18 protein-coding genes are annotated in these 21,046 nt (G+C 48.0%); 6 read left to right on the top strand and 12 right to left on the bottom strand.

Annotated features, from left to right (window positions below; genetic code table 11):
* Positions 1 to 111: 111 nt before the first annotated feature.
* Positions 112 to 720, bottom strand: a complete 609-nt coding sequence (locus QVE09_RS15650) for a LysE/ArgO family amino acid transporter (protein ID WP_315937529.1) — start codon at positions 718 to 720, stop codon at positions 112 to 114.
* A gap of 360 nt (positions 721 to 1,080) precedes the next feature.
* On the opposite strand from QVE09_RS15650, the gene QVE09_RS15645 reads away from it, so the two are divergent.
* A complete protein-coding gene (locus QVE09_RS15645) occupies positions 1,081 to 2,574 on the top strand; it encodes an aminotransferase-like domain-containing protein (protein ID WP_315937528.1) in 1,494 nt (497 codons plus the stop codon).
* Between the two features lie 157 nt (positions 2,575 to 2,731).
* Here QVE09_RS15645 and QVE09_RS15640 read toward each other — a convergent pair whose 3' ends face one another.
* From QVE09_RS15640 to QVE09_RS15615, 6 genes are all read right to left on the bottom strand, one after another.
* Entirely contained in the window at positions 2,732 to 3,559 is an 828-nt protein-coding gene (locus QVE09_RS15640) for a carbohydrate ABC transporter permease (RefSeq protein WP_315937527.1), read from the bottom strand.
* Positions 3,556 to 4,440: a carbohydrate ABC transporter permease gene (locus tag QVE09_RS15635; RefSeq protein WP_315937526.1), complete on the bottom strand. Its 885-nt coding sequence runs from the start codon at positions 4,438 to 4,440 to the stop codon at positions 3,556 to 3,558. The genes QVE09_RS15640 and QVE09_RS15635 overlap by 4 nt, the downstream gene beginning before the upstream one ends.
* A 181-nt stretch (positions 4,441 to 4,621) precedes the next feature.
* Complete coding sequence (locus QVE09_RS15630; RefSeq protein ID WP_315937525.1) at positions 4,622 to 5,902, bottom strand: ABC transporter substrate-binding protein; 1,281 nt, start codon at positions 5,900 to 5,902, stop codon at positions 4,622 to 4,624.
* Positions 5,903 to 6,076: 174 nt separating this feature from the next.
* Entirely contained in the window at positions 6,077 to 7,159 is a 1,083-nt protein-coding gene (locus QVE09_RS15625) for a response regulator transcription factor (RefSeq protein ID WP_315937524.1), read from the bottom strand.
* Positions 7,156 to 8,946: a sensor histidine kinase gene (locus tag QVE09_RS15620; protein ID WP_315937523.1), complete on the bottom strand. Its 1,791-nt coding sequence runs from the start codon at positions 8,944 to 8,946 to the stop codon at positions 7,156 to 7,158. Before QVE09_RS15620 ends, QVE09_RS15625 begins: the two co-directional genes overlap by 4 nt.
* A 93-nt stretch (positions 8,947 to 9,039) precedes the next feature.
* The gene (locus tag QVE09_RS15615) at positions 9,040 to 11,043 is read right to left on the bottom strand and encodes a beta-galactosidase (protein ID WP_315937522.1); all 2,004 of its coding nucleotides are present in this window, start codon (positions 11,041 to 11,043) and stop codon (positions 9,040 to 9,042) included.
* 247 nt (positions 11,044 to 11,290) lie between these two features.
* Between QVE09_RS15615 and QVE09_RS15610 the strand changes: the two genes are divergently transcribed.
* On the top strand, positions 11,291 to 12,262 hold the full coding sequence (locus QVE09_RS15610) for an AraC family transcriptional regulator (protein ID WP_315937521.1): 972 nt from the start codon (positions 11,291 to 11,293) through the stop codon (positions 12,260 to 12,262).
* On the opposite strand, the gene mobA is transcribed toward QVE09_RS15610, so the two are convergent.
* Positions 12,232 to 12,861 carry a molybdenum cofactor guanylyltransferase gene (gene mobA, locus QVE09_RS15605; protein WP_315937520.1) on the bottom strand — a complete coding sequence of 210 codons (630 nt, stop codon included), beginning with the start codon at positions 12,859 to 12,861 and terminating at the stop codon, positions 12,232 to 12,234. The genes QVE09_RS15610 and mobA overlap by 31 nt on opposite strands.
* Positions 12,862 to 13,023: 162 nt before the next feature.
* Here mobA and QVE09_RS15600 point away from each other — a divergent pair, with 162 nt between their 5' ends.
* Positions 13,024 to 14,217: an MFS transporter gene (locus tag QVE09_RS15600; RefSeq protein WP_315937519.1), complete on the top strand. Its 1,194-nt coding sequence runs from the start codon at positions 13,024 to 13,026 to the stop codon at positions 14,215 to 14,217.
* Positions 14,218 to 14,402: 185 nt separating this feature from the next.
* Here the strand turns inward: QVE09_RS15600 and QVE09_RS15595 are convergent, their stop codons facing one another.
* Both QVE09_RS15595 and QVE09_RS15590 read right to left on the bottom strand, forming a co-directional pair.
* Positions 14,403 to 14,960, bottom strand: a complete 558-nt coding sequence (locus QVE09_RS15595) for a stalk domain-containing protein (protein ID WP_315937518.1) — start codon at positions 14,958 to 14,960, stop codon at positions 14,403 to 14,405.
* Positions 14,961 to 15,224: 264 nt separating this feature from the next.
* Entirely contained in the window at positions 15,225 to 16,958 is a 1,734-nt protein-coding gene (locus QVE09_RS15590) for a glutamine--tRNA ligase/YqeY domain fusion protein (protein ID WP_315937517.1), read from the bottom strand.
* Positions 16,959 to 17,218: 260 nt separating this feature from the next.
* On the opposite strand from QVE09_RS15590, the gene QVE09_RS15585 reads away from it, so the two are divergent.
* Both QVE09_RS15585 and QVE09_RS15580 read left to right on the top strand, forming a co-directional pair.
* The gene (locus tag QVE09_RS15585) at positions 17,219 to 17,476 is read left to right on the top strand and encodes a DUF2164 domain-containing protein (protein ID WP_133386130.1); all 258 of its coding nucleotides are present in this window, start codon (positions 17,219 to 17,221) and stop codon (positions 17,474 to 17,476) included.
* Between the two features lie 127 nt (positions 17,477 to 17,603).
* Positions 17,604 to 18,152, top strand: coding sequence for a GNAT family N-acetyltransferase (locus QVE09_RS15580; protein WP_036612698.1), 549 nt, complete (start codon positions 17,604 to 17,606; stop codon positions 18,150 to 18,152).
* A gap of 113 nt (positions 18,153 to 18,265) precedes the next feature.
* Here the strand turns inward: QVE09_RS15580 and QVE09_RS15575 are convergent, their stop codons facing one another.
* Together QVE09_RS15575 and QVE09_RS15570 are read right to left on the bottom strand one after the other, a co-directional pair.
* A complete protein-coding gene (locus tag QVE09_RS15575; protein WP_315937516.1) occupies positions 18,266 to 19,054 on the bottom strand; it encodes an SDR family oxidoreductase in 789 nt (262 codons plus the stop codon).
* Between the two features lie 23 nt (positions 19,055 to 19,077).
* A complete protein-coding gene (locus tag QVE09_RS15570; RefSeq protein WP_315937515.1) occupies positions 19,078 to 19,578 on the bottom strand; it encodes a GNAT family N-acetyltransferase in 501 nt (166 codons plus the stop codon).
* Between the two features lie 271 nt (positions 19,579 to 19,849).
* Here QVE09_RS15570 and QVE09_RS15565 point away from each other — a divergent pair, with 271 nt between their 5' ends.
* Positions 19,850 to 21,046: a methyltransferase domain-containing protein gene (locus QVE09_RS15565; protein ID WP_315937514.1), complete on the top strand. Its 1,197-nt coding sequence runs from the start codon at positions 19,850 to 19,852 to the stop codon at positions 21,044 to 21,046.

The following is a 21,046-nucleotide window of genomic DNA, read 5'->3' as shown; positions in this document are numbered from 1 at the left end:
GCAGGTTATACTGATCACCAAATTCAGCACTCATATTGAACTCCCCGCGCGATTAACGTCACGGGGAGTTTTTTTATTTTAACAAGTTGTGCCAGCCACATCACGGTCCTTCTAGGAATAGATGAGCTTCCACAGCATCATACATGCCAGCCCGACCATGACCACAGTGGACAACCGATTAAACACCAGACTGATGCGTCCAGTTCGATCCGTTCTCCCAATCACCCTGCCTGCGCCTGCAAGTCCCAAGAACCATATCCACGACACAGCGGCGGCTGTCAGGGCAAAATACATGCGCTCCACCCCTTCATACTGAAGTGAACTGGTGCCAATCACGGCAACCGTGTCCAGCAGAGCATGGGGATTGAGTAAAGATACCGATGCGGCAAACGCAATCTGTTGCCCTGCTGACATTACCGTCTGCGAACCTTCCACAGATTCGGACGACCTCCAGATACTCCATGCCATATACAGCAAAAACAAGCTTCCTGCGCCATACAACACATTCACCAGTAATGGCCATTGCAGCAAAATAAGTGATACCCCTCCGACGGCTGCCCCGATCAATAACGTATCACTGACCCCTGCCGTTATTACAGCAGGCAGGGCATGTATATAACGTTTCTGGCTCATGCCCTGGTTAAAAATAAATACATTCTGCACACCCAGTGGCAAGATCAGGCCAAACGCCAGAATCACTGCGTGAATAACAACCTCCATCGTGCTTCCCCCTTATCTCTGTGTTCCATAGTAGGGCAGATGATAACTGACGTAACCAACCACTTGGATGGCATCGGACCCAACCAAATGATATAGTGTTGTTTACTAAGTGTCATTTCAGAAGTTATCTATATAAAAAATAAAAATTTACACGTAAACGGAGAGGGCAGAAATAACCTGAAGAAGCGAAGCTAAAAGCTTTCTGAAAGAAAGCTGCATCGGAAGCATACACCTCGCCTTTATCCCCAGATTTTCACCTTTATAAAAGCAAATTAAAAATCTGGGGATAACAGCGATCGGAAGGTTGTTCTGCCATCGAAGTACCAAGTGTAAATTCAAACGGAGGTGATTCTGCCTGTCATGGAACGTTCTGATTCCCGGCTAAGCATGGGGTGGAAGCCGAATCCTTCTCTCGACTTGCCCTTATATCGCCAGATTGAAGCCTATATCCGCCAGAAAATCACAACGGGCGAATGGTCAGCAGGATACCGTCTCCCCTCACAGCGAATATGGGCTGAGTCCATGGGGGTAAACCGCAGTACATTGGTCACTGCCCTTGATAATCTGACCGCCGCTGGTCTGCTTGAAGGCAGACATGGTGGGGGAACTTATATTTCCGGCTCCGGTTGGCATGGTATGGCTCACGGAGCGATGCCCAACTGGAACGAAGCCATTGAGGAGGGTTGGTATTATCCCAACCTGCCCGAGATCCAGCAGATTAATCAGGCTGAATTCCGACCTGACATCATACGGCTTGGTACAGGGGAGCTTGCCCCGGAGCTGATGCCTCAGGATGCTTTTAACGACATTCTGTATGAACTGTCCCATCGTTCTCGTACACTGAACTATCTGGAACCTCAGGGAAGCTTGGAGCTTCGTGAAGCTTTATCCATCCATTTGCAGACAACTGGCATTCAAGCCTCTCCAGATTCCATACTGATTGTATCCGGCTCTCTTCAGGCACTTCACTTGATTTCGGTCGGACTTCTCCCTCGTGGATCAGCAGTTCTACTGGAAAAACCATCGTATCTCTATTCGATTCACGCCTTTCAATCAGCGGGGTTGAAAATGAGCGGTATCCCGATGGATAACGAAGGCCTACACATTGCACGTCTGGAGGATGCTGCGCAACATGTAAAAGATCAAGACCACATCTCGCTTCTCTATACGATCCCGAGCTTTCACAATCCCACAGGCTCTGTCATGAGTGATCGCCGCCGGGAAGAACTGATGACCACTGCTCGAACATTAGGCATCTCCATACTGGAGGATGCCGCCTATAGTGATCTGTGGCTGGATAAACCTCCTCCGTCATCACTAAAGGCGCGTGACCAGGAAGGACGGGTGCTGCATATGGGCACCCTGTCAAAGGCAGTCAGTCCCGGTCTGCGCCTCGGATGGCTGGTTGGGCCAGAGCCGGTCATTCGCCGTCTCGCAGATATCAAGATGCAGACCGATTATGGCACCAGTTCACTCGCTCAAGAAGCTGCTGCCCTATGGTTCGCCGAAGGACATCATGCTGGACATATGGAACGCCTTCGCCCTGAGTTACGCAAACGAAGAGACTTCATGCTGGATCTGTTGCAACAGCACTTTCATAGGATTGCGGAGTGGAACATACCTGCTGGCGGCTTTTATATCTGGCTGCAATTCACTGTATCCCCTCTCTCCATCCGCCAATTGTTCCATACCTGTCTGGAACAGGATGTACTTATTCACCCGGGCTATCTGTATGACCGGCTGGATGCGAGTCACATTCGACTCTCTTACGCCTATGCATCCCCTGATGAGATGGAGCGTGGACTGCAATGCCTCGCAGAAGCTGTCCACAGGCTCATGGATTCTGGCCCCTGACTTCGAATGTTGGTTCCTGATTTCACAACCAAAAAAATAGCCTTGACCTGAAAGGACCATGTCCTTCAGATCAAGGATATTAGCGTAGGTTTCATAAGTGTGTTCGAATACTTAAGCACGTAGCTACCGGTGAAACTGAGGTATTCTTTCGATTGTTTTACCCCTTTACAGCACCCTCAGCAATCCCCTCCATGATGAACTTCTGGAAGAACGCATAGATCAGGATAACCGGAATCGCAGTCAGTACCAGGGATGATAGAATCAACGGCCATTCCTTGTTATATTCACCAAACAGCATGTTCGTGGACAGAATCAGCGTATAACGATTCACATCGGTTAGCATGAGCAGTGGCAACAAGAAGTCATTCCAGATCCACAGGAAGTCCAGAATCGCGATGGTGACTGTGATCGGAAGCAGCAGTGGGAAGATAATCTGGAAGAACGTCTGGAACTCATTACATCCATCAATCTGAGCCGACTCCTCCAATTCACGTGGAATAGACTTCACAAACCCGTGATAGAGGAAGATTGCCATGTTCACACCAAGCCCAATATAGATCAGGGCCAACCCGTACGTGCTTCCCTGTACACCCATGCCTTTGGCTACCCGGGTCAGCGGAATCATGATCGAGTGGAACGGCACCAGCATGGACGCAACAAACAGGAAGAAGATCAGGTTGCTCAAGCGGCCAGAGGTACGTGACAGCTTGTATCCCGCAAGTGAGGCACAGAAGACAATTCCCCCGATCCCCAGAAAGGATACAATTGCCGAGTTCATCGAACTGCCCAGTAGATTGATTTTGTTAAACGCGTCCGAGTAATTCTCCCAGTGCAACGTTGTTGGCAGCGCGATAAAGGATTGGAATATTTCACCCTGTGTTTTTAAAGAGTTCACAACCGCCATGTAGATCGGCAGCATGGCAACGAGAGAGCCCAGAATCAGCAGCAGTCGAATCAGATAACTGTTCAGTCGTTGCATCCTCATGCTTCCACCTCTTTCTTCTTCATGACGGTGATCTGGATGAGTGTAAAGATGAGTACGATGATAAACAGTACAACCGATTTGGCACTAGCATAGCCGTATCTGAAGTTGTTGGAGAAAGCTTCTTCATAGATATTCATCGTGATCACCTGCGTGGCCCGGCCCGGTCCACCACCAGTCAGTCCATACACCACTTCGAACACCTTGAATGCTCCGTTCAGCGTCAGGAAGAAACAGATGGTCACGGCATGAGTAATCATCGGCAACACCACATTGCGCAGCACCTGGAATGCATTGGCCCCATCAATAACAGCCGCTTCCTTGAGGCTTTTCGGCACACCCTGGAGAGCAGCCAGATAGATGATCATCATATACCCTACACCGTTCCAGAGCGATACGATCAGAATGGAGTAAAATGAAAACTTCGGATCACCCAGCCATTGCTGGTCGAGGAACGAAAAAGCCAGTTTCTCTGCGAGTTGTGGCAGCACCTGAGAGAAGATGAAGGTCCACATGAAAGCACTGATGATTGTACTGATCATGTTAGGCATGAAGAACAGCGTCCGGAAAAGCCCTTTGCTGCGCGTCCGTGACTCAATGAACACGGCGAGCAGCAAAGCAATTCCATTTTGCAGAATCAGCATAAATATTACATATTTCATCGTGAACCACAGGGAGTTCAGAAAGTCAGGATCTTCTTTGAACAATTCCACAAAGTTGCCCAGACCAATAAAGCTGTAATCCCGATTGAGTCCGTTCCAATCCGTCAGACTATAGAACATGCCACTAAACGTGGGATACAGCAGGAAAATCGCATAGATGACAAAGGCAGGCGCAGTGAACGCGAGCAGTGACAGATACTTCTTGAACACATTCGTAGCCATTGGTTCTCCCCCTTTTCACTCGAAGCGGATGATCGTAAACGAGGGAACGAAGAACGTTCTGCCTGCCATATCATCTGCTTGGAGACTGCGACGAAATAAAGTACCGCTAATTTGTTGGCAAAACTCCCAAAACCGTTGAGATTTTGCCAACAAAAGCAGGTACTAAATTTCTCGCAACTCCTTACTTGTTGACTTTGTTGTAGGATTTCCACGCCTTGTCGAGCGCATCGATAACCTGCTGTTGATTTAATTGCCCAGAGTAGTAGCCTTGCAACGCTTTGCCTGACTCGTCTTTCACCGCTTGAGGGAGGGATGGGTCCTCATAAGCTTTACCTTCACTCACATATTTCTGGGCATCGTCTACCCACGGGAAGCTCTTGAAGTCATGGATCTTGGCAATCGGATTGAACTTGAGTGCTTCGAAGAATGCACTTGAATCCTTGTCATCGAGAATGTAGTTCACGAAATCGAGTGCCACTTCTTTGTTCTTGCTAGATGACGATACTGCCAGTGAAGTAGTGGTACTGAGATTGATTTTGGTATCATCCGGATTGTCATTGATCGGCATCGGTGCTACACCGAAATTCAAGTCCGGGTTGGATTTCAGAATGGTCTCTGCATACCACGGTCCTTGAATCCACATCGCTGCTTTCCCTGAAGCATAGGCTGCCGCACCGTCATCCGCACCCACTTCAAGTGCTTTCTCTGTTCCGTTTGCATTCACCAGATCAAAGACATCGAATAATGCTTTCATATCGGAGAAGGAGGCCTGATCCTGATTCATTTTCTCCACAAAGTCCTTGTGCTCCGACTGCGTCAATGCACCTACAGTAAGTGGCAGGAACAGTTGCGGAATCCAGGCTTCCTTGTAAGACAGTTCAAACGGCGTAATGTTGGCTGCTTTGAGTTTCTCCACGACCACTTTCATCTCCGTTAAAGTCGTTGGTACTTCCAGTCCCTGCTCTTTGAAAATATCCTTGTTGTACAGATAGCCCCATGATAGCGTTTCCAAAGGAACAGCCACGACTTTGCCCCCTGCATCCGTTACGGAAGGTTTAACCGAATCCAGCAACTTATCGACAAAAGGTTGGTCCGACAGGTCTTCCAGATAACCCGCTTTGCTGAATGATGGAATCTCATTGACTGCATGCAGGGCGAACACATCCGGAGCATCATTAGAGGCGAGGCGAGTCTTCAGAATCTGAGGTGCATTGTCCGCAGGCGGCATCTCCAGTTGCACGTTCACCTCAATGTTTTTCTCTGCTTTCTCCTTGGCTTTGAACTGTTCTATATATTTATCGTAGTGTTCTTTCAGCCGAGGTTGTGCAATGAATACTTTGAGTGATACCGTGCTGCCTGACGCCGATTCCTCCTGCCCATTGTCCGTTCCTGCATTGGAACCGCAACCTGCGAGAAGAACACTGACCAGTACCGCACTTGCTACGCTTTTCCATACTTTCATCTCTTATGACCTCCCGGTGTGTAACTGGTTTGTCTTTCATAGGCTCATTATATATCAGAAAATGAAAGCGCTTCATTGGACAAAATTAGACTTGTGTATTGGATTATTTTAAACCTTACTCCAGCTTCAAATGCTCTATCAGAGGACTCATTCCGTGCTACTGCCTGAATTGCCTCACATACGAGATTGTCCCTTCCGCATCTCTCCCGGTGAAACTCCGAAATGCTTCTTAAACACTCGATAGAAGTAGGACACATCCTCATAACCCGCCATCTCGGCAATATGCTTGAACGGAATCTGTTCATCCATCACCCATTCCTTCGCTCTCGTCATACGTAATTGGACAACATAGTCGGTCACGTTCACCTCATACTCTTTCTTGAATACCTTGCTGAGGTATTCCTTGCTGACAAAAAAGATCTGGGCGAGTTGCTCCAGCGTAATCATCTCCATACAGTGCTGCTCAATGTATTGCTTCACCTCATTCAGGTTCAGCTTGTTCTTGAACTTGCGCTGAGCAATGAGCTGTTCCAAAGCCTCATAGTACGGAGTCGAAATCCATGTGATCGTGGATTCGATGGAAGCCAGCGCTGTTGAAGGAGGTAGCGCCGTTGCTTCGGGCCGCTCGTACAAGCCATTGGAGACGCACAGTTCATCCAACAAAGCTTGTAATTCATAGGCTACCCGTCCAAGTTGCCGAGGACTGTTAATCTCGCATCGTTCCAGCTTCTGCTGCAATTGCTGGAACCACTCCCGCAGACTCTGACCGTTCAGGTCATTAAACCGCAGGCGGGCCTGCTGCTGAAACAGGGAGAACTCACCTGCGAACGAAGAAGGGTACGATTCCCATGATTCAGGCGCAGATTCAGCCTTTTCCAAATCTTTTGCACATTTAGCCAGTACACCATTCAGTTCATCCGGATTCACCGGTTTGAGCAGATAATCTGCAGCCCGATGGCGGATCGCATGTTTTGCATAATTGAAGTCATCATATCCGCTCACCACAATCACTTTGATCTGTGGGTACTGTCCGCTCAGCGTCTGTAACAGCTCCACACCGTCTTTGCCGGGCATTCGCATATCCGTAATGATAATGTGAGGCTGATGCTGCTTCACCAGTTGTATGGCCTGCTCACCATCCTCAGCCTCACCTGCAACGGTCATGCCGAGTTCATTCCAATCTCCGAGATTGCGCAAAATATCCCGGTTCCACGGTTCATCGTCCACCAGCAGCACTCTGTACAGTTCCTTTGTCACAAGGCTTCGCCTCCTGTATTGCAGGGGATTCGTACCGTAACGCTCGTCCCCTGTCCATATTCACTTTCCATGCTCATCCCGTATTCAGGTCCAAAATGCATTACAATTCGTGAGGCCGCATTGACCAGTCCAATACTTGTACCTGAACTCCACACCCGATCTGCCTGCCGGGTAAGCCGCTCCAGTCTGGATTTCATCTCCGTTAGTTTCTCAGCATCCATACCCACACCGTTATCACGAATTCGAATGGTTACCTCTTTAGGTTCACAGACGACCTCAATGCCCAGCTTCCATTCGCCCTGTTTCTTCTCCAGACCATGTAAAAATGCATTCTCCACAATGGGTTGCAAAGACAACTTGGGGATATAACACGCCCGAAGTTCTCCGGTAATCTCAAGTGTATATTCAAGCCTGCCGGCAAAACGTTGCTTCTGAATCAGCATATAATGCTCCAACTGATCGAGTTCAGACTGTAGAGGGACAAGTCCATCCGGCGCTCGCACAATATAACGAAACATCTCGCTTAAGGCTCGAATGACTTTGTAACTGTCAGCCGGTTTTTGCGAGTAGACCATGCCGCCAATCATCTGCAGTGTATTTTGCAGGAAATGGGGATGAATCTGGGATTGCAGTGCTTTGAGCTCGGCCGTCTGCTTCTCCAGATTCATCAGGTAGTTGTCACGAATATGTTCCCGAATACGATTAGCCATGCCGTGCAGATTTTTCTCCAGCAGACCAATCTCATCTACCCGGCCGCTTCGCACCACTTCCCTGTCCTTGATTAGTTGAATACCCTTCATGGAATTCGCCAATCTGACAATGGGCTTGGATGTACGCCAGGCCACGAGCGCAGCCAGTCCCACAGAAATGACGGTTGCCAGGCCACCTACAACCAATCCATATTTCATCGTTTCCAAGGCACTTTCATTAATGACATGGGCAGGTACAATCTTGATCACACGTAGTCCTGACGGCTCAATGGAATGAAAGAATACGTATTCTTTGGCTGTACGTATAAACCCCGAACTTTCTTTTGTGCCTGCCAATTTCTCCAGTGCTTCCGCAGAAGGCTGAATCTCTTGATTTGGCTGATAGACCGGACTGCCCGCGCTGTCAGCAATGTATACCGCATATTCTCCCCGGCTATCCAGCAGCTCCAGGGTCTGGTTAAACTCAGCCCACTTGACCTCCAGACTGATGGCGCCAATCTGTGCCTGATCCTCGAAGCGGTTCATGCTGCGGGTCATGTGAAACTTCTGCGGATCGTCCGGATCATTGATAATTGTAAAATCTTTATGTTGTGCAAAAAGCTCATGATATCCTTCCGGTATTTCCGATACCGCTTTGATGCGAGAATCCATGGAGTTAAATGTGAACAGAGTGTCCAATTCCTTCAGATACAGTTCAACGCCAAATACATAATTGCCGGCAGAATAGTATACACTGTTCAGCATATTGAACATGGCCTTCTGTTCATCGAATCGGCTGGCTGCCGGCGCTTCCTGGTTCAACGCCAGATATTGATGCAACTCGTCACTGATCTGAATCGAATAAATAATATTGTTCATGCGGGCAAACTGTTCACCCAGATAGATAGAGGCCCAGTTCATATTAGCCCGGTTGGTCTCCATAATCTCCTCTTCCATGGAAGAGCGGGTATTCTCGGCTGCCATAGCTGTCATGGCAATGACGGGCAGCACAGCCAGCAGTGTCATGGTAAGAATCAATTTATTGCGAATGCTGCGTTTGAAAGGATCTATCAGCTTCCGATAACATTCGGTAAACACAGCGCATCCACTCCTGAGCTAAAATAGACAAACGCCCCAGCATGGAAGCCGAGGGCGCTTTGGTCTTTGTATTCGTTTGTTTATTATTTCCTATTATTGTTCAATAATCCGTATGCCCCATGGCTCAAGTTCGATCTTCTCTCCCGCAGAAATCGGGGTTCCTGCCAGGAGTTCGGTCCCTTCCCCATAAGCATTCACGAAGGATGTTGCCTCATCCGCATAATTGAAATAGTAGCGAATCGTGTTCCCTTGATCGTTCACACCTGTCTTCACAATGATAGGAAAAGCCAGCTCCTGATCCGCTCCCCATACGCCTGCTTCCTTCATGACACGTTCCAATACCTTACGGATCACCGCAGAACTGGTGTAACAGCCGACATAGGTTGCTTTGCCTTTTCCATAGGCATTCTGGGTAATTGCCGCATATTCGCCCCAATGTGGATGATCATACCAAGCAAGCACTTCAGCCGTTGTTGGTGTAATCAGTTCCATCCAGGTATGAATCTGGTTCTGCTCTTCACCAACTCCAAATGGATCATCCCGCAGTGACACATGTTTTGGCTCTACAAATAGGTTATAGCTGATCCCGCATGCCTCACTGATCAGGCCGGGTTGGCGGGTAGAGCGTACCTTGATATGCTCATTTGCAAATCCGCTTTTGAACGAGTAGACGATATGTCCGCCATCCTGTACGAATTGATTTAATTTTTCCAACAGTGCATCCGAAGCAGCATACAGAGCAGGTACAACGAGCACATCATATTCCGCATAACTCTCAACCGATGGGTCGATGAGGTCACAGCCAATGTTCATCTTGTACAATTCATCGTACATCCAACGCACCACGTCATTGTAGTTCTTGTCACTGGTGAAGTTAAAACCAAACCACTTGATGGATGTCAGGGCCTCGTTGCTGAACAGCACCGCCACCCGATTCTTTTTCTTCAGATTCACGAGCTTTGGACTGAGACGGGCAAAATCCCTGCCAATGGTCTTTGCTTCGTTGTACACCGGATTCGGTTCAAAGTCATGACTGAGCAATCCTTTCCAGTACGTCTCAAAAGAATTGTGCAACGAATGCCAGTGCCAGTAAGCGACCATGTTCGCCCCTGATGCCAGATGACTGAATGCCTGCAAACGCAGCTGTCCCGGATAGGGAACCCAATGCCAGAACGCCTGCGCTTCGGTCTCCAGCACCAGATAGTTCGATTGTTTGGTCGAACGCGCCACATCACCGCCGAATGAAATTTCAATGCCAGTCAGATCATCCTGGGAAGGATGGTAGATGTCCACACTGGTGATGTCAAAAGGCTTCGATGCGGCAAAATGGTCCACATCCCCTTGAATGCCGTACGAATATCCACGCCAGTCAAAGTCAAAGTTCTGGGTAACAAACTGTCCTTCTTGTTTGTATTCATTCACGATTCCCACTTGCCATGCCAAAAAGTTGGTTACTAGTTGCCGCTGGAACTTGGCAAATTCAGCACCCAGACTGCCGTTGATCGTTCCTACAACAGACGGGAAGTCTTCCCAGCTATTGATTCGATTGCTCCAGTAGTCGAGGCCAAATTCCTTGTTAAGCTCATCCAGGGAGCTGAACTTGTTCCGCATATATTTAACGAATTGCAGTTGGACATTATCTCCGGCTGTATTGTAATGCTTCGTCTCGTTATCTGTCTGATAACCGATTACCGCTGGATGTGCGCTTACCCGAGAGATCAGCTTGCGGATGATCCGCTCGGCATAGAATAGATAGGTTGGATGTGTAATATCCATGATCTGTCTTGCGCCATATTTGCCAGGTCCCTGTGAAGTGGTAGCCAGCACGTCTGGATGTTCCTTGACCATCCATGTAGGAACAGCATACGTTGGTGTTCCTACGATAACCTGAATCCCCGCCTCATGCATGGCATTGAGCACACGATCCACGGAAGAGAAGTCAAATACGCCATTCTGCGGTTCATGGGTACTCCAGGTTGATTCTGCAATACGGACCACGTTGATCCCTGCATCCTTCATCATCTGAATGTCCTTGTCCAATCTTTCGTAAGGCATATATTCATCATAGTAAGCTACGCCATATAATAATTTGTCCATGATTTAATCTCCTTTTAGGTGGATAATATAATGATCTTGACGTGTGCAAGAGTTGACATATTCCAATCCATAATGGTAGCGTTTACATTATTGTTGGTTGGAGAACTTAGATTGTTCAGCAACCACTTCAAACACTGATGTGTTCCATGGATTATCCATGCTTGCGTTAAACTGATTATAATGAAGTATACTACGGGTGCCGATTGTATAAGGCAAGTTGTTTTTACCCTTTTCCGAGGTGAATATGATGGATATCCGATCACAGCTCCGAGAAATGCCTCACCATACGCTGGCCCACTGGCTGCCTATTATCGACTGTAACATCAAATTCTATGGTGCGCACAGCCAACAAGTACCCTATGGATGGGCGATGCCGGAGGAATCTCATCCGGGCTTTGAGATTATGTTGATCATCGAAGGTACGCAGGAGAGTGTGATTCATGGTTATACCTATACCGTGGAGGAAGGTTCCATTCTTCTCATTCCTCCCGGGTTCAAACATACGAATCAATGTGTATCCACGGAAGGCATGACTTATTTTAGCGCTCACTTTAATGTGGATGATCCAGTCTTCACCCTGAAGCTGATGTCACAGCACAGCCGAATCTACGCAGCAGGTACGGCAGATAATAGGAAGATGCGCGTTGTGCTGGAAAGTTGGATGGGGATGATTAACGTATCTGAGGCCTACACGTCCACTGACAAAATGATCATGCAGGCCCGCATGTTTGAACTGTTCGCCCTGTTATCCCAAGCCGCTGACAATGAACCGGAGTCCACCACTTCCGTTGCTGCTTCACATGCACCAGCTCCAACAGCCATGCATTATGCGGGAGCTATAGCGGAGGCAATCAAGCAGGCATTCCATGCCCAGCTTCGAACCAAGGAAAGCAGTGTATCCACGGTCAAAGTAGAGCAGATTATATCCTCTTTTGGCATCAGCCCGGGATATGGTCTACAGGTCTTTCGCAAGGTGTACGGGCGATCCCCCAGGGCTTACCTATCCAACTTGAAGTTGCAGGAGGCCAAGGTACTGATCGAGCAGCCAGAGCTGTCGCTCGGGGAAATTGCGTGGAAGCTGGGTTACACCCATCTGTCCCATTTCAGCAGACAATTCAAACGTTGGACAGGCCAAAGCCCGCTTCAATATCGCAATCATCATGCAGATGCATCAAGTGATCCTGTATCCTACAGATCGGAATCGAGTCCAGAATCTTGATTACGGATACGTTTGTACTCTTCCGGCGTGTTCATATTACTCAATTGCATCGCTACTTGATGAACGCCAGTTCTCTCAAGCTCTTCCGCTTCGACATAACAGCAACCGATCTCTTCAAGCCATCGCATGACTCGAAGATGATCCTGTATCAGACGCTGCTCCAGATCAGGGAGCACTCGTATGTGGTAAGCCCCTGCAAGAGGGTGGACCTGTCCATCCACGCGTGGAACGATAACAGAATATGAGTTACGCGATTCGACCAGTTTTTTTAGTTCATCAAAAAAAGACGTTTGCAGGAGCGGCATATCGCAGGCGCATACCAGATTCCAGTCTGTATCGGAAGCTTCCAGCGCCGCGTGAAGACCGGCGAGTGGCCCCTTCCCCGGATAGTGATCCTGAACGCAGTCGTAGCCCATTGCACCGTAGGTTGTCACATTGGGTCCGGCAGCCACGATGATACGGGATACTGCGGGTCTCATGGCATTTGTGACATGTTGCAGGACAACGGAACCGTTCAGTTCCAGCATGGCTTTGTTGGTCCCCATGCGGCTGGATAACCCCCCTGCCAATATGATGCCTGTCCATTCACGCGTGTTCATGTTGTTATCCTCCCTCCTAGTAACGATGTGGGATTATTATATCAGTCGATCAACAATCTCTATAGATTGAATCCCCTTTCAACAAATGATACATTGAACAATATGCATTTGAAAGGAATGGCTTAATTGGACAGACCTGCACCTTCAAGAGGCAATCCCTCATTGTTTTCTCTGAAACTATATAACTTTTTCATATATGGAGCCATCTCGATCTTCGCCGGATTCCTGCAGCTTTACCTGCAAGAGATTGGTATGACCAAACTGGAGATTGGCAGTCTGATGGCTATTGGACCCTTTGTATCCTTGTTTGCCAACCCGTTCTGGGGTTTCTGGAGCGATAAATCTCGGAACATTCGCATCATTCTGATGATTATGATGGGAGGCACATTTGTGCTCGCCCAGGGTGTATTCTATGCGCCCACTTATACATGGATCTATGTAGCCATGATTTTCTTTTATTTTTTTCAAAGTCCATTATTTGCTCAAACCAATAGCCTGATTCTCGGATATATCGATGGTACAACCCAAAAATTTGGGTCATTCAGGCTCTGGGGTTCGCTTGGTTGGGCACTGACTGCCGTCGCAGCCGGACCGCTCATTGACCGTTTTGGCATCGGCAGTGTATCCATTATATTTGCGTGCATGATTGCCACCGCCTTTGTATTATCCGTATTTCTGCCCAGACAGCCGATCGCTTCGGATACACCCGTGGTTACTTTTAGGCGGTTTGGCAAAGTCATGTTCAATCCGTATTTTATGGCATTTATCGGCCTGGGTGTACTCGTATCGGTGCCAAATGCAATGAACAGTACTTTTATGTCACTATATATTGTAGAAATGGGTGGCGACAAACAGATGGTCGGCTGGGCCATCTTCACCTCATCCATTCTCGAAGTCGGCGTATTCCTGCTGCTCGACCGCTTGCTCAAACGCAAAATGAGCATGCTCCTGGCATCTCTCATCCTGATCAGTCTGCTGTTTGCACTGCGCTGGCAGCTCATGGCACTGGCTAACAATCCACTGGAGATTGTATTCATTCAGCTGATGCACTCCATTACGTTTGGTGGATACTTCTATGTAGGCACGCAGCTGACCATGCTGTTCATTCCAAGACCTTATCGTTCCTCCGGTCAAGCGGTCTACACAATGGCCTGGGGCGGTCTCTCGGGCGTTATTGCCGGTCTGTTCGGGGGCTGGTTGTTCCAAAGCTTCGGTGCGGAAATCATGTATAGTATTGGTGTGTTCTTCTCGCTTATTGGTGCGGTCGGATTCGGCATCATGTGGTTGTCGAATCGACGTAATGGCTATCAGCCGGTTGTATTGACGGAGATGGGTAATATGGATGAGGACCGATAATCTTTTGTTAGAAAAAGTTGAAGGATTTCCACTGGAGCACTACGAGGACAGAAGAATCTTTCGATCACTGTTATCCCCGGATTTTTTTGATTCCCTTTTCAAAGGGTAAAATCCGGGGATAAAGCGGAGCTGTAGTTCGTTCTATCACCATATGAATACGATGCTAGTTGCTCTATAGATTTTAACTAATCATTAAACTGAACAAACACATGCATATACTTATCTAATCCTGGAATACCGGTTGTACCTTTGATATCCAAGAAATTCAGTTTCTCTTCCCAATCCAATCTTTCCTGATCGGAATCGTCAGCAGCATATTCAAAAATATATACTAAGACAAAAGCATCAATACTCGAGACCCCGTGTTTCAACTGTACCCACTCTTGAGGGAGCACAACTTGATTTTTACCCGCTGTGATTTCTTTGCCAGAGAAATTAAGAATCAGTTCTTGTCCTTCATTTTTAATCGTGGTGATTTTTTTCTTTCCATCCCATTTAAACGTTGCTCCGGATCGTTTAAAAATATCTTTCACTGGGATATAAATGGAATTATAAGTTGTTTTTGTTGACTTTCCTTCCTTTATGACACTTAGTTCAACTTTTTTTAGTGATGAATTATACACATTCGCCGCACGTTCCTTAAAAGGGAGATCCATTAGGGATTGGTCCAAAGCAGCAGATGCAACGGATCCTACACAGACAACTAAAGTTAACATCAACAATAAAGAAACAAATCGCTTCATCTTGATTCCTCCTTGAAATTATTGTTCACATTAACTTAAACGTCGAAAGTTGGAAAAATGTTCATTTTAGTATCCCGTTGTATTAATAATTATTTTCTTGTGTATCCACACAGAACCAGGACTTGTACCAGTACAACCTTCTTTAGCAATTGCAGGCGCATGAGAAAAAGGCGTCTCCATAGGCTTAATGCCCTGGAGACGCCTTTTACGTTCATAGATTTAAGTTTACTGCTAACCTATCGTCCTACACCTATGCGCTTCACATTACGCCTTCGGCAGTTGGAACGAGCTTTTCAGGGATACGACCCGGTTAAATACCGGGTGTCCTGGCTCGGAATGTTTTGGATCTACACTGAAGTAACCATGACGGAAGAATTGGAATTTATCCTGAGCATTCGCTTCCTTCATCTCTTGTTCCACAAACCCGTGAACAACTTCAAGGGAGTTCGGGTTCAGTTGATCCAGGAACGTTTTCTCCGGTTGCTCTTCCACAACCTCAGTTTCAGCTCCGGCTACTGCCACTTCCACCTCTGCTTCCGGTGCTTCATCCAGGATCAACGGCTCGTACAGACGGAATTCAGCAGGTACCGCTTGAGTGGCTTCTACCCAGTGGATCGTGCCTTTAACTTTACGGCCTGTGAATCCACTGCCGCTCTTTGTCTCCACATCATAGGTACAATGAATCTCGGTCACATTGCCTTCTGCATCCTTGATCACATCATTACATTTGATGAAGTATGCATGTTTCAGACGAACTTCGTTGCCAGGGAACAAACGGAAGTATTTGTTCGGTGGATTTTCCATGAAATCGTCTTGTTCAATATAGATCTCACGGGAGAACGGAATTTGGCGATTGCCCATCTCCGGGTTCTCCACATTATTCTCTGCTTCAAGCCATTCCACTTGCCCTTCAGGGTAGTTGGTAATGACTACTTTGAGCGGGTGCAGGACAGCCATCGTGCGCGGAGCTTTCAGTTTCAAGTCTTCACGTACAAAGTGCTCCAACGTTTGCAAGTCGATAACCCCTTGGCTCTTCGAAATGCCTGTCTCAAATACGAAATCACGAATGGCTTCCGGTGTATATCCCCGGCGGCGCAGACCCGAAATTGTCGGCATACGTGGATCATCCCATCCATCCACATGACCTTCGTCCACAAGCAGTTTCAGCTTCCGCTTGCTTGTCACCATCTGGGACAGGTTCAGGCGGCCAAATTCGTATTGACGCGGCTTACTCTCCATCTCACATTCGGCAATAACCCAATCGTAGAATGGGCGTTGATCCTCGAACTCCAGGGAACAAAGGGAGTGCGTTACGCCTTCAATCGCATCTTCGAGCGGGTGAGCGAAGGCGTACATCGGATAGATGCACCATTTGTCGCCCGTGTTATGATGGTGTGCATGTGAAATCCGGTAAATCACCGGATCGCGCAGATTGATATTCGGTGCAGACATATCGATCTTGGCACGCAGCACTTTCTCCCCGTTCTTGAATTCGCCTGCACGCATACGTGTGAACAGGTCGAGATTCTCTTCTACCGAACGATCACGGTACGGGCTGTTCTTACCCGGCTCCGTCAGCGTTCCGCGCATTGCACGGATTTCGTCGGCGCTTTGGTCGTCGATGTAGGCTTTACCTTTTTTAATCAACAAGACAGCACGGTTGTACATCTCATCAAAATAATCCGAGGCAAAACGTTTCTCGTTCCACTCGTATCCGAGCCATTTCACGTCTTCCTGAATCGATTGAACGTACTCTACATCTTCCTTGACCGGATTCGTGTCATCAAAGCGCAGATTCGTTTTGCCGCCAAATTCGCCGCCCAGCGTAAAGTTGATCCAGATCGCCTTGGCATGGCCAATATGCAGATAACCGTTCGGTTCCGGAGGAAAACGGGTAATAACTTCCTGGACTTTCCCAGACCGGAGATCTTCGGTAATAATATTTTTGATAAAGTTAGGTGGGGTTGTACGATTGTCCACAGGTATCAAACCTTTCATGAATGGATTGGAGCCTTAGGGAATTGCAGCAATTCCGGCTATAATTCCTTAATAACGAAGTCATTTCCTGAAAAAAACTATTTTCTTGGAAAGTTTCGTACGCGTTTCATTTAAATATACCTTTAACGGGGAAGGAGTTCAATAAAGAAGGCACCAAAGTCAGGATCAGGCCATGAATAAATAGGCCCAAAACCATTTTGACGGGTTCGCTCGAATCATGTAGCATGATAGTAAAAACAAATTAAAGGGAGGGTTTCCCATTGAACACGCTTAAACTGACCAAAGAACAGCAGGATGAAGCCATTCGCACCATCCAGTCGTATTTCGAAGAGGAACGTGGCGAAGAACTGGGTGATCTGGCTGCTTGGGGTGTCCTCGATCTGTTCATGACACAGCTCGCTCCCTACATATATAATCAGGCACTCCGTGACGCACGCACAACAGTCAATCAACGCATGGCCTCGATGGAAGAAGACCTGTTTGCACTGGAGCAAAAGTTACCCAAGACTTCCCGTTAATCCACTACAAATACGTGTTCAAAAAATCTGAATTTCATATTCGATGCTGATAATGCCGCTAGGCATAATTCGTAATCAAAAGTGGACTTTTTTGAACAACACTATACAAAGAAAGAAGGTTGCATTCATGTTTACCTATTCACTGGATGAATATACCGAACTCCGGCCGTTGGCCATGGAACACACCAAACCGCTGTTCGAACTCACAGATCGCTCGCGGGATCAACTGAGACATTGGCTGCCGTGGGTGGATCATGTGACAGAAGTGGAACACACCTCGAACTTCATTACTAACGCTTTAAAACAAGGTGCTGAAAATGGCGGCTTCACCGCCGGAGTATGGTCAAAAGGGGATCTAGCCGGCGTCATTGGATTCCACGAAATTAACTGGACCAATCGCTCGGTAAGCATCGGATATTGGCTCGGCAAAGGTTTTGAGGGTCAGGGCTTGATGACAAGCGCTTGTCGCGTTCTGGTTGACTATGCACTGGTGACCCTGGATCTGAATCGCGTCGAGATTCGCTCGGCAACGAACAACAAACGGAGTCGCGCCATCCCTGAAAGACTCGGATTTGTTCTCGAGGGTGTCATTCGTCAGGCAGAGAAACTGCCTAAAGGTTACGTGAACCATGCGGTGTACGGCATGCTTCAGCATGAATGGGAACTCTTGCGCTAATTCGCCTACATAATGAATCGGGAGTGATCTCTCCCAACATAATAGATCAACACGAATACCCTCGATCTCCACGGAATGTGGTGACAGAGGGTATTTTATTGTATCCATGACTTTTATAGGGCTCGGACCATGCCACCATCCACGATCAATGAGGTTCCGGTAATGTACGTATTGGCCCCGGATAACAGGAACACCACCGCTTTGGCGAACTCCTCCGGTTGACCATAACGGCCGAGTGGAATCTCCTTGCGGAACTGTTCAGAGACTTCGTCCTCACTGACTCCGTTCTGCTCTGCCCGTGCTGCATCCAGTTCACGTATACGGTCTGTGGCAATACGCCCTGGCGCCACCGTGTTGATCAAAATTCCGTATGGAGCGAGCTCCTGGGATAACGTCTTCGCCAATCCAAACACGCCGGTACGGAACGTGTTGGACAGCACCAGACCCGGAATGGGCTGTTTCACCGAAGTTGAAGCGATATTGACAATGTGTCCTCCGCTTTCTTTCATATAAGGAAGCGCACCACGAATCAGCCTTACATAACTGAGTACATTTAATTCAAATGCACGTTCCCAATCTTCATCCGTCAGTGACTCAAATGAACCCGATGGCGGGCCACCCGAGTTGTTCACCAGAATATTAATCTGCCCGAACATTTCTGCTGTCTTATGAATCAGAGCCTCAATATCTTCCTTGCGTGTCACATCGGTTGCAAAGTATTCTACACGTCCGCCACCACCAAGCGCCAGAAGCTCCTGCTTCACTGCTGCGAGCTTTTCTTCGCTCCGGCTGGCAAGCATGACGTCAGCACCTTCTGCTGCCAATTGAGCGGCTACCGCTTTGCCCAGCCCTCGACTGGAAGCCAGGACCAGTGCTTTTTTACCTTGAAGTCCCATGTCCATCGTTGTTCCTCCTCAGCTACTTTCTATTTGGTCTGGATAAAATAACCCATAAGAATATCGTCCACATACTTGCCTCCGATATAAAACTCGGACACCAGCCTGCCTTCCGTCACAAATCCACACTGTGTATAAAACGTGATCGCTCCCGGATTGCTGGAAAGCACACGCAGCCTGAGCTTGCGAACGCCTTGTTGGGCCGCATGCTGCTTGATGGCATCCATCAACGCTGTAGCAATGCCACAACGCCGATCATGAGGATGAACTGCGATATGAATCTCGTAGACATGACGGTTAACAGGCATACCTGTGGCTGGCTGGAAGCCCACATAACCACATACCCGCTCTCCCTGTACGGCAATCAATTGACTGCCTGGCGGACAATGCTGCAGATATTGCTGTCTGGAGCGCCATTGCATCGGTGCAGGAGAGGTGTATTTGTCCCATACCAAGGTGTCCAACTCCATTAGCTGGGCTGCATCTTTAATCTCGGATGGACGAATCGTAAATGTATGGCTGGTAAGCATAATGATTCAACCTTTCGTGCTATAGTCGACAACGCTGTGCGCTACAACGTCGGGAAAGTCAAGAGAGTTAAGAACGTTGAGAAACTTAGGAATAGGAAGACATTGTTCGTTTACTTCACAATTTAAGTTTTTTTGTTCTATATATTGTAGCATAGCCTCAGCTTTGACTAAAATTCCACTCGGTATTGAACCTTTTCGCAAAATGAATTAAACACTTAACCTTGCCGTAACGTCATGGTTTATACTAATTCGATAAGGAGGGGGATGCATAATGAATATCAAAGAGGCAGCGAGCAGGCTCGGTATATCGGCGAGAGCCATTCGTTTTTATGAGGAAAAAGGACTAATTCTACCCGCCAAACAGTCCAGTAACGGGTATCGTACCTATACCGAGAATGATATCTGGCGACTTCAGACCATTGCTGCGCTGCGTGAGATTGGCATGTCCCTGCAGGATATTACACACGCGCTCGGAGAGATTGATCAGGGGAACCAGCAGCGGCTGGAAGAATATCTGGAGCTGCAACAGGCCGTCATGTATGCCCAGTGGATTGAATTAAAACGGATGATGGATACAACCCAGCGCATGATTGACCTGAATCGTCAGGATGGTCCGTTGGATGTCAGCCATCTGCACGATCTCGCGGACAGTGCCCGTCGCCTGCGCGAAGCACGGCAGAACTGGCATGATCGGTGGAATTATGACACGCAGGCAGCCATCCACGATCAGCGAGTGCAGGCGGCGGGAAGTGCCAGTAATGGACAAGCCAATTCAGAGGGCAGCCATCATTCAGACAACGCCTCGCCTATAAGCGATGAGATTGAAGCTTCACATCCACACCATAATGCAGATCATCCCACGCTAAGCGCATCCAAGGATACGGTACAGTCTTCCTTTTATCTGTATCACAACTATGACGAAGCGCTCGAACAGACAGCTCATTGGATCTCTCCCGCCCTTGGTGAGAAAGGACTCGATATTGGTACAGGCACAGGTAATCTGGCTGGGAAATTGCTACAGCACGGCGCAGACATGACTGCAATCGACCAATCCCGGGAGATGCTGCGCAGATGTCGTACCAAATATCCTGAGATGCATGTGAAACTTGGTAATTTCCTGGCGCTTCCTTTTGCCGATCATTCCTTCGATTTTGTTGTATCCAGCTTTGCTTTCCATCATCTGAGTCCAGATCAGCAACTATTAGCATTACAGGAGATGCAGCGTGTTTTAACCTCGCGCGGACGTATCGGTCTAACCGATCTGATGTTTGTCGATGCTGCTCACCGCGAGGCGTATGTCCGTGAAGCTGAGTTATCAGGACACGAAGAACAACTGCGTGCCTTGCGCGAGCGTCACTTCCCTCTGCTGGATGAGCTGTGCCGCTGGCTGGAACTACAGGGCTACGTAACGAAGCATGTACAGCATAACGAGCTGTTACATACGTTGTTGGCGGTTCCACTGCGCTAG

This window comes from Paenibacillus sp. ClWae2A (assembly GCF_032452295.1).
Lineage (GTDB): Bacteria > Bacillota > Bacilli > Paenibacillales > Paenibacillaceae > Paenibacillus.
Note: the sequence above shows the minus strand (reverse complement) of the source record. Positions and strands in the feature narration are given on the sequence as shown.